The organism is Pseudomonas psychrophila HA-4, assembly GCF_000282975.1.
Taxonomy (GTDB): Bacteria; Pseudomonadota; Gammaproteobacteria; order Pseudomonadales; family Pseudomonadaceae; genus Aquipseudomonas; species Aquipseudomonas psychrophila_A.
The window spans coordinates 1-789 of sequence record NZ_ALJC01000030.1; the positions used below are offsets into that span (position 1 = coordinate 1).

Annotated in this window: 1 protein-coding gene; it reads left to right on the plus strand. The window is 60.6% G+C overall.

The annotated features are described in order from the left end of the window. On the plus strand, positions 1-789 hold a 789-nt coding region (locus tag B347_RS24625), incomplete at both ends, for an S-type pyocin domain-containing protein (RefSeq protein ID WP_019408353.1).

Consider the following 789-nt stretch of genomic DNA (forward strand, 5'->3'; position numbering starts at 1 on the left):
TCAAACACGGCGGCATGTCGGTGGCGATGGCGGTCAAGGCGCGTCGTATTTCGACGACATGACCCCCGCCGAGCTCAAACAACGCGAAGACCTGCAAACACAGTACGAAGCCATGCAGGCGCGACAAGAAGCCTACATGGTGCGCCGCCGAGCGGATTTCGCCGCGCAGGAGCGCCTTGATGCCGAGCGCCGGGGGTGCGTGTTCGCCAAGTCCTGCAAACTCCCCGACGCCGTTATCAACTACACCGACCCCGCAGGCTTTGTGCCCGTCGACAGCCTGAGTGATTACGGCACCTTCGCGATTTTGGGAGCCCGGCAGGCAGACAGTTCCGGGTCAGTACCACTGGAGCTAATCAGTGGCGCAGTTCCCGCGGGTGTGGGCGGTTTGGCTTTGGGCGGTGCGGCCACTGGCGCGACCGCCACTGGAGTCGTCGCAACCACTAGCGGAACAATGCTTACCAGCGGTTTATTAGGTGTTCTTGCCTTGTTCTGGCCGTCTTCACTGGGCGACAGCGCGCTGTACACCGAAGACCAACTGCGCTCACTCAAAAAAGCCCGTACCCGAATGCGCTTGTACGTTGAGCCGCAGGCAGATGGTTCGCTCAAAGGGTATGGCTTCTACACCGGCTCAAAACCCGAATGGGAAATGATCGACGTCATCCAGTTCAGCCAACGCGGCACGCAACAGGTTGCCGACTTTGGTGACGGCGTCGAACTAATCTGGACGCCCGCGATTGATCCCACAAACACCCTCGGCATTCCCCCCTTAAAAGGCGCGTCACCCACGCC